This window comes from Flavobacterium sp. (genome assembly GCF_040402955.1).
GTDB lineage: Bacteria > Bacteroidota > Bacteroidia > Flavobacteriales > Flavobacteriaceae > Flavobacterium.
The window spans coordinates 144146-153309 of record NZ_JBBALQ010000002.1 but is presented as its reverse complement, the minus strand read 5'-3'; the positions used below and the strand labels follow the sequence as shown (position 1 = coordinate 153309).

Genomic DNA, 9164 nt, shown 5'->3' with positions numbered 1-9164 from the left:
GCAACATTCAACACAACATCTTGTGCTTGGGATGTAACAGGAACTCAACCAGCTCAACCTACAGTAGCTTGTTACCAAACTGCGACTTTCAACACTACTTCTTGTGCTTGGGATGTAACAGGGACACAACCTGTTCAACCTACAGTAGCTTGTTACCAAACTGCAACATTCAACACAACATCTTGTGCTTGGGATGTAACAGGAACTCAACCAGCTCAACCTACAGTAGCTTGTTACCAAACTGCGACTTTCAACACAACTTCTTGTGCTTGGGATGTAACGGGGACACAACCTGCTCAACCAACAGTAGCTTGTTACGAAACTGCGACTTTCAACACAACTTCTTGTGCTTGGGATGTAACGGGTACGCAACCTGCTCAACCAACAGTAGCTTGTTACGAAACTGCGACTTTCAACACAACTTCTTGTGCTTGGGATGTAACGGGTACGCAACCTGCTCAACCAACAGTAGCTTGTTACGAAACTGCGACTTTCAACACAACTTCTTGTGCTTGGGAAGTAACAGGTACTGCTTTAGCAGCTACTGCATCAGCAGGAACTATTTCATGTAATGGTGGAGTAACTGACGTAACAGTTGCAATTACTGGTGGAACATCTCCTTATACAGTTTCTCCTTCTCCATTAGATTTACCTGTTGGACCACATCAATTTACAATTACAGATGCAAACGGATGTGAAACTACTGCTTCGGTAGAAATTACAGAACCAGAAGCTTTAATTGCAACTATTACTTCTTCTAATGGAACTAGTTTCTGTTTTGGAGAAACAAGCACTTTAACTGCTTCAGAAGGAACTTCATATTTATGGAATACAGGTGCTACAACAGCTTCTATTTCAGTAAATACTAGCGGAACTTACTCGGTAACAGTAACTAATGCAAATGGTTGTGAAGCTCAAACTTCATTAATCATCAACACAAATTACTGCAACTTTGCTTGTCCTACTATTGGAAACCTTTTACAAAATGGTTCTTTTGAAAACCCAGGAAGAGGTGGACGTTATAGTTTCGAACAAATGCCTTATTGGACTAATGCAGTTGATGGTAATAAAGTAGAAATCATGGGAGCTAACCTTTATTGTGTTGGTTGTTGGACGCCTCCAGCAAATGGTATTCAGTTTGTTGAATTAAATGCAAACCAAAGAGGAAACATACACCAAGATGTTACTGTATTACCAAATAAAACTTTAGAATTAAGCTTTATGCATAGAGCTAGAGAAAGTGCAGTTGGCTTAGAAAAATTACGTGTAACACTTTCTGATCCAACTAACAATGGTAATGTATATACATTTGATGTAACTGCAGTACATGGTATTTGGAAAAAAATTACTGGAAATTATGTAACTGCTGCTAATCAAACTTCAGTACGAGTTAGATTACAAACCATTACCTCTTTATATCCTGGTAGTGGAAATTACTTAGATAATGTAACTTTAAATTATATCGATTGTGGTCCTAATACTGCAACAATTATTGGTTCAAATTATTTCTGTGATGAAAATGACGCTACACTTAGTGTAACTAATGCAACAGGTGCTGTAAATTATTTATGGTCAAATGGAGCTACAACATCTTCTATTACGGTTGATCAACCAGGTAGTTATTTAGTGAAAGTTACATTTGCTAACGGAACAAGCATTATTTCTGCTCCGTTTGTGGTTGCTGACTTCTTAACTAGTGCAGGTATCAATGGAGCTACATCATTTTGCTCTGGCTCAACAAACGCTTTAACTGCAACAGGTGGTAGTTCTTATTTATGGAATACAGGCGCTACTTCAGCTTCAATTAATGTAACAACTCCTGGAACTTATTCGGTAACTATTTCAAATAGTAACGGATGTAGTATTGTTAAAGAAATTGTTGTTACTACTTATGCATGTACGTATTGTCCGGCTTCAAACAACCTTTTAGTTAATGGATCGTTTGAAAACCCAGCAATTACGTCATCTTGGGGTATGGTTTCTGTACCAAGTTGGACAAATTTAGTGGACGGTAACAAAATTGAAGTACACAAAAATGTATTGAGTATTCCTGTACCTAACGGAAACCAATATATTGAAGTAAATGGTAGTGTTTTAGGTAAAATTTACCAAGATGTTACTGTTTTAGCAAATAAATCGCTTCAATTGAGTTTCATGTATAGAGCACGTACTTCTGCAAACGAAACAATTAAAGTAACGCTTTTTGATCCTACAAATAACTCTAATATTTATTCGTTTAACGCAACAGCTACTAGTAATCTTTGGAAGAAGATTTCAGCAAATTATACAAGTGCTAATAATCAAACTAAAGTTAGAATTTTTATTGAAGGATTAACAGGATATACGCCTGGAGCTGGAAATTTAATTGATGATGTTAATTTTAATTACTACGATTGTGCTAATAATAGTTCTGTAGTTATTGGATTGAATGAAATTTGTAATGGTTCCTCTACAATTTTATCATTATTAAACAACAATAATATTGTTAGTTATTTATGGTCAACTGGAGAAACAACACCTACAATATCGGTGAATCAAGCTGGTACTTATAGTGTAACTGTTACTCTAATTGATGGAAGCACAATTACTTCTTCAGCATTTAATGTTACAACTTGTAATATAATTGTAAATAGAATTACAGAAGAAAAACCATTGGATAAAGTTATAAATTATAACGTGATTTTATATCCAAATCCAAGTGTTTCAACGTTCTCATTAAATTTAGTTTCTGATAGTGATGCTGATGTTGAAATTAGTGTTTTTGATCTTCAAGGAAGAAATATTGAAAATAAAACAATCAGTAAAGACAACCTAAATTCAATTACGCTTGGTGCTAATTTACCAAGTGGTATTTATAATGTAATTGTTAAACAAGGTGAGAATATTAAATCACAACGTTTAATTAAAAACTAATTAAATACTAATAAATAGAAAAGGGCTATCTTATATAAGATAGCCCTTTTTTTATGTTATAAAAATTAAAAAATTAATTTGATGTAGATTTTGAAATAATGTATTTAAGATAATTATTATAAACCAATTGAGATGCATCATATTTTTTATATATGTCGTTTTTCAGTTTTGTGAAAACTGCTTTTTCGTTAACAATATGTTTGTTTTTAGAAATTTTAGTAATGGCTTTTAAAATCTCTATTTCAAAATAACTGAATTTAAAATTTGGCCTATATTTTTTCTGCAAATTAGCAATGAACTTTTGAACTAAAGTATAATTTTTTAATTCATAATGAATAATAATATTTAAAAATTCAGCTTGTATAAATTCTTTTGGATTTTGATTAAAATTGTGTTCATTTAAAATTTTATTCACATACTTTAAAGCTAACGAGAAATTACTTGTAAGTACGTAAGTTGCAGTAAATAAATAATATGTAGAAATAATATAATAAGGTTCTAGTGTGTATCTTTTATCCAACAATGCTCTTTTTAAAACCTCTAAAATTACAAAAGCCTCTTTTGTTTTATTTGTATATAAAAGATGTTCTAATTCTAATTGATTAGTGTGTAAAAATATACGCTCTTCAGCAACTTTACTTTGCAGACTAGTTATAGAAGTAAACGCTTTTAATCTTGCTAAATCCGTATAAAAAACTTCAGATTCTTTCTTTTTACTAATGTCAATTATTCGAATATAAATTGAAATAAAGTCTAAAGGATTTTCAAACTTATATTCCTCGTTTTCTTCATAAATTTTGGTTACTTTTTTTAAAAACAACAGTTCATTTTCCTTATCAATTTTAATTTTATAAAAATTGGCATAAATTAAATTATAAAATATATTTGATTGTAAGGTGGTTAATGAAAATTTTTGCTTTTCAAAAGGAAGTATAACCGCATTATTAAACTCAGAAACAAGTTCAACTTGAGAAATTTTTCCAATAATATTTTTGTAATAATAACTTTTATAGTAAAAATCAGTAAGTTCTTTTTTTTCTTTTAAATCATCAAAGTAAACATCTAATTTGTTATTTACTTCAATTGCTCCTAACAATCCTCTTGAATATCCAACGCATTTTTTTTCCCAATTTAAAAGATCAGACAATAAATTTTTATTTTCATTCGCTAATTTTATTCTTTTTGTCTTGGAAATTAATTGAAGACATTCTTCATATAATCCTTTGTAAAACAAAATTTCAATTGTAATTAAATTTTGTTTAATTTTTAAATCCGATGTCTTTTCAGAATGAAACTCATTTAAACATTTTAAAAGGATTTTAGACAAATAATTAATATCTGACGAAAAGTTATTTATGGAATAATTTAACTTATTTAGTTCTTTTTTTATTAATTCATCATCAAAAACAGTTTGACTATCAATCAAATCAAACAGCAAAACATATTTGTTTTGACCATTTACAACGTGTTGTTTACAATAAATTTTGAAATATCTTTTCTCATTCATTGATAACGACTTAACAATATTAAATATGGTGTTTTTTGTTGCCATACTAAATTAATATTGTTTTAAAACAAAATGTTTGTCTACATGTTCTTTACCAACAATCATTAAAGAAAAAGGCACAACACTATAGGTTTGCTTTTCTTTAGTTATGATTTTATATTCGATATTTACTTTGTTTTCTTCTTCCTCAACTAATTTTATAGAAGTAAATTGAGAAGTGAAATGCGTTTCAGGGCAAATAACAACTACAACAAACTCTGTTTCGAAGTTAATTTCAGTAGGTTTACCATCACTACCCATCACAGTAGCGCTTCCAAAAAAATGATTTAACTCGCTTAGAGAAGTTATTTTTTTTGAAACAATTTGCTCTGTATTAAAAGTGTTTTTTACAAAATAATTTTGAGCTTCTCTAAAAGATATTTCTTTTAACTTTTGAGAAGAACACGAAAAAAAGAATATAGCTATCGCCATAAAACTAAATTTTACAATTTTTTTAATCATTGATTTGGGGAATTAAATGTTTAAAAAATTACAGCTTTGTTATTATAAATTCGCTTCGCCTATTGGCTTGATGTTCTTGATCTGTACAAGGAATGTCGTCTGCACATTTATTTACTAATTGCGATTCGCCATAACCTCTTCCGGTTAATCGTTTGGCTTCAACACCATTTGCAACTAACCATTTTATGGTAGATTTGACCCGCTTATCAGAAAGTGCTAAATTATAACCTTTAGTTTGACGACTATCCGTATGCGAGCGAACATCAATTTCCATACTTGGATATTGCTTCATCACTTCTAAGATTTTTGCCAATTCCACTTCTGCATCTTTACGTATTATAGCTTTATCTAAATCAAAATATATAATTTCAATTCCTAAGGTTCTTCTTAAATCTCTACCTACTGCAATTGGTTGCAATTTTGGAGTCATCGAAATTTTTAAATCTTTCATATCTGACTCTTTAGTAATAATAACCATATTTTCAACCGTAGCGTAATCCTTTTGTTCAGGTACAATTCGGAATTTATTTCCACAATCTACCGAACCAAAATCAAATTTTCCTTCAATATCAGTAATTTCTTCACCTAATTTTAAGTAATTTATATCAAACATCACCACTTTTACACCTTCAATAGGTACTTGAGTGTGAGAATCAACAACTACACCTTTTAAATTTTGCTGACAATCTTTTGGAACAGGAATAATCTCTGTACACTTATAAATATCATCGTATCCTAAATTTTCTTTTTCTCTATTTGAACTAAAAAAACCATTTTTTGATGCGGTATCCATAATAAAACCAAAATCATCGAAATTTGAATTCACTGGCTCACCTACATTTTTTACTTTACCATATGTACCATCTTCTTTCAATTGAGTAATAAAAACATCTAAACCTCCCAAACCTGGATGGCCGTCTGAAGCAAAATACAATTCGTTTTTATTGGAAATAAATGGGAAAGTTTCTCTTGCTTCTGTATTAATTTTATTACCTAAATTAACTGGTGTACCAAAAGTTCCATCAGGAAGAATGGCTATTTTATATATATCAGACATGCCTTTTGTACCTGGCATATTTGAAGAAAAATACAATGTTTTTTCGTCTGGAGATAACGCGGGATGTGCACAACTATACTCGTTACTATTAAATGGTAGTTCCGAAACGGCGCCCCATTCCTCTCCATTTTTAGTGGCTTTATATAATTTTAGCAAAATGCCTTTTTCACTATCTCTTCCTTTTTTGCCGTTTAAGAAATTATTTCTGGTAAAATACATAGTCATTCCATCGCTTGTAAAAACGGGAGTAGATTCGTGGTATTTTGAATTAATTTTTTTTGAAAATTTCTCAGGTTCAGACAGATTTCCATTGTCTGTAATTAAAGAACCATATAAGTTTGTATAAGACTGATTGGTCCAACTGTGCTTTTTTACAAAAACACCACCTGTATCTCTTGCAGAAGTAAAAACCAACGTGTTTTTATAAAACGAAGTGCCGTAATCAGAAAATTCTGAATTAATTCCTGCATTTTGTACATTGTATCTTCCAGAATTATTTTTTATTTCTTCCAAATAATCAAATTGTTCTTTGGATAACATGGCACGCAAATCTGAAATATTTACTTGATTGAACACCTCCATCATGGCATCGGCTTTTTTATAATTGCCAACTGCTTTTAAAGTTTGTGCATATCTGAAATAATATTCCGAATCTAACTTCTGATCTAATAAAAACAAATCGTTGTACCAATAATTAGCTTCTTTCAATTTAGATTGAAAGTAATAGGAATCGCCAAGTTTGCTAAACAATTCAACGGATTTATATCCTTTTTTGGCTACTTTTTCATATGTTTTAATGGCATCAACATATTGAAAATTCTCGTAATTAGAATTGGCTTTTTTAAGTTTTACTTCTTGAGAATAACCAAAAAAAACAAAAGCCATAAAACAAAATGATATACTATTCTTTATTTTCATACTATTTGTCATTTTAGAAAAATCTAGGTGAAATAATTTTTTCTTGTTTCCCTTTAAACTCATATCTTAAAAAGATTTCATGTGAACCAGAGTTATAATTGGCTAGTTTTGTACTGTCCGAATCATACGTATAACCCACAAACCAATTGCTGTCAATTTGAAAACCGGCTAAGGCACTTGCAGAAGCACTCCATCGCCAAGCTGCACCAAGTACAAATTTATCGAAAAACATAAAATTAGCGGTTACATCTGCCTGAAGTGGTGCTCCTTTTACAGATTTAACTAAAAATGCAGGTTTAAATTTTGTAGTTTCTGACACGTCAAAAACATAACCTCCTATAAAATAATAATGTAGTGCATCTTTAGCCACTGAATTTGTATTGTCGTCAAAATGTTTGGTCTCTAAAATAAATGGAACAGAAACACCTGCGTATAATTTATCCGAATGATAATAAACACCCGCTCCAATATTTGGGGAGAATTGATTATCTATATTATTTTGAAACTTTGGATCGTTTTTATCGTATTTATTTAGTTTGGTATAATCTACATTTAATAAACTGGCTGAACCTTTAATACCAAAAGATAATTTATAGTCATCTGTAGTATTTATGGTATATGAAAAATCTGTAGAAACTGTCTTTCTGTCTGAAATACCTATTTCATCTTTTGAAAGAGATAGTCCTAATCCGACTCTTGAATTATCAATAGGTGAATGAATAGAAGCTGCTGATGTAGTTGGTGCCCCTTCCAAACCAACCCACTGTGCTCTGTAAACTCCAAAAACACTCATTACGCCTCTTGAACCCGCATAAGCTGGATTTACATTTATAGTATTATACATATATTGAGTAAACTGGGCATCTTGCTGCGCTACTGAATTAGTAGTATTTAGCAATCCTATAGTCACAATCAAAATGAATTTGACAGATATGACAATATTTTTTATTTTTCTATTCATCATTTAATTATTGATTTTGAATATAAATATATCCTATTTTTTCAATATTTTCTTTAGTTCTTCCGTATAAATCATATTCGTATTTTAGCACATACCAATAATCGCCTGTAGGTAATTTATCATTTCTTGAAACAGTAGATCTACCGTCTGAAAAGCCTCTGAAAACATTATTTACGTTATCATAGTATGCCGCTTCAAAAACCATTACACCCCATCTGTTGTATATTTCAACGGTATTATTTGGATAACATTCTAAACCTTCAATAATAAAAACATCATTCAACCCATCGCCATCAGGAGACAAGGCATTATATGGCGTAACATAACAAGCTAGATATACCGTTTGGGTAATTTGTGTTTCATTTCCACATGAATCAGTTGCTGTCCATGTTCTTTCTAATTTATATTTATTTGTACAATCGCCATCAATTTTAACTTCCGAATAAGTTACAATTACGGTTCCACAATTATCAGTTGCAGTTAATACTGGAGCTTCTGGAATACCATCGCATTTTGCAAAAACTTCGTTTATTGGTAAACTTCCAACAAAAACTGGTGGTGTTGTGTCTTGAATCGTTATTTGTTGCGTATGCGTTTGTGAATTTCCACAAATATCAGTTGCCACCCAAGTTCTAATAATACTGTAATTATTCGGACAAGTACCCTGTATATTTTGTTCTGTAAAATTAACTGTAACTACTGAAGTACAATTGTCTGTTGCAGTTAATATTGGCGCTGATGGAATAGTTTGGTTACATTCTAAAGTAATATTTTGAGGTAAAATACCTGAAAAATCTGGCGGAGTTGTATCGCTGATCGTGATGGTTTGAGTTGTTGTTACTGCATTGTTACACGCGTCCTTTATTGTATACGTTCTTGTAAATACAATCGGACAAATACCTGTTGCATTACTATCTATACTCGTAACAACTAAATTCGCATCCGTAGTACAGTTATCTGAAATCGTTACTCCTGCTAATTCTAACGCGGCTACTGTAGTAATTGTTGCTGTCGGATTTAATAACGGACAACCACTTATATTTACTGATATTAAAGTTCCTGCTACAACAGGTGCAGTCGTATCATTGATGTTAATTGTTTGAATAGCTGTAGTGGTATTGTTACACGCATCTTTTATGGTGTAGGTTCTTGTGAAGGTAATTGGGCATGTTCCTGTTGAAATTCCATTTGTGTGTGTTACAACTAAATTTGCATCAGAAGTACAGTTATCTGAAATACTTAACCCTGCTGCTTCTAATGCGGCTACCGAAGTCATAGCTGCTGGTGCATCTGCTATTGAACAACCA

The 9164-nt window shown here is 31.4% G+C and carries 6 protein-coding genes; 1 reads left to right on the top strand and 5 read right to left on the bottom strand.

Annotation, left to right across the window (positions count from 1 at the left end):
• Positions 1–2913, top strand: a 2913-nt coding sequence (locus tag ABWP78_RS01855; protein WP_353168392.1) for a DUF642 domain-containing protein, incomplete at its 5' end; no start/stop codon positions are given.
• Positions 2914–2986: 73 nt separating this feature from the next.
• Here ABWP78_RS01855 and ABWP78_RS01850 read toward each other — a convergent pair.
• From ABWP78_RS01850 to ABWP78_RS01830, 5 genes are all read right to left on the bottom strand, one after another.
• Complete coding sequence (locus ABWP78_RS01850) at positions 2987–4465, bottom strand: hypothetical protein (RefSeq protein ID WP_353168389.1); 1479 nt, start codon at positions 4463–4465, stop codon at positions 2987–2989.
• 6 nt (positions 4466–4471) lie between these two features.
• Positions 4472–4891, bottom strand: coding sequence for a hypothetical protein (locus tag ABWP78_RS01845; protein WP_353168386.1), 420 nt, complete (start codon positions 4889–4891; stop codon positions 4472–4474).
• A gap of 58 nt (positions 4892–4949) precedes the next feature.
• On the bottom strand, positions 4950–6896 hold the full coding sequence (locus ABWP78_RS01840) for an OmpA family protein (RefSeq protein ID WP_353168384.1): 1947 nt from the start codon (positions 6894–6896) through the stop codon (positions 4950–4952).
• Between the two features lie 13 nt (positions 6897–6909).
• The gene (locus ABWP78_RS01835; protein ID WP_353168546.1) at positions 6910–7857 is read right to left on the bottom strand and encodes a PorP/SprF family type IX secretion system membrane protein; all 948 of its coding nucleotides are present in this window, start codon (positions 7855–7857) and stop codon (positions 6910–6912) included.
• Between the two features lie 7 nt (positions 7858–7864).
• Positions 7865–9164: T9SS type B sorting domain-containing protein (locus ABWP78_RS01830; RefSeq protein ID WP_353168382.1), on the bottom strand; the 1300-nt coding region annotated here is incomplete at its 5' end.

Coding starts and splice junctions, on each gene's coding strand:
- ABWP78_RS01840 (WP_353168384.1), bottom strand. CDS start 6,896: ATGAAAATAAAGAATAGTATATCATTTTGTTTTATGGCTTTTGTTTTT.
- ABWP78_RS01835 (WP_353168546.1), bottom strand. CDS start 7,857: ATGAATAGAAAAATAAAAAATATTGTCATATCTGTCAAATTCATTTTG.
- ABWP78_RS01845 (WP_353168386.1), bottom strand. CDS start 4,891: ATGGCGATAGCTATATTCTTTTTTTCGTGTTCTTCTCAAAAGTTAAAA.
- ABWP78_RS01850 (WP_353168389.1), bottom strand. CDS start 4,465: ATGGCAACAAAAAACACCATATTTAATATTGTTAAGTCGTTATCAATG.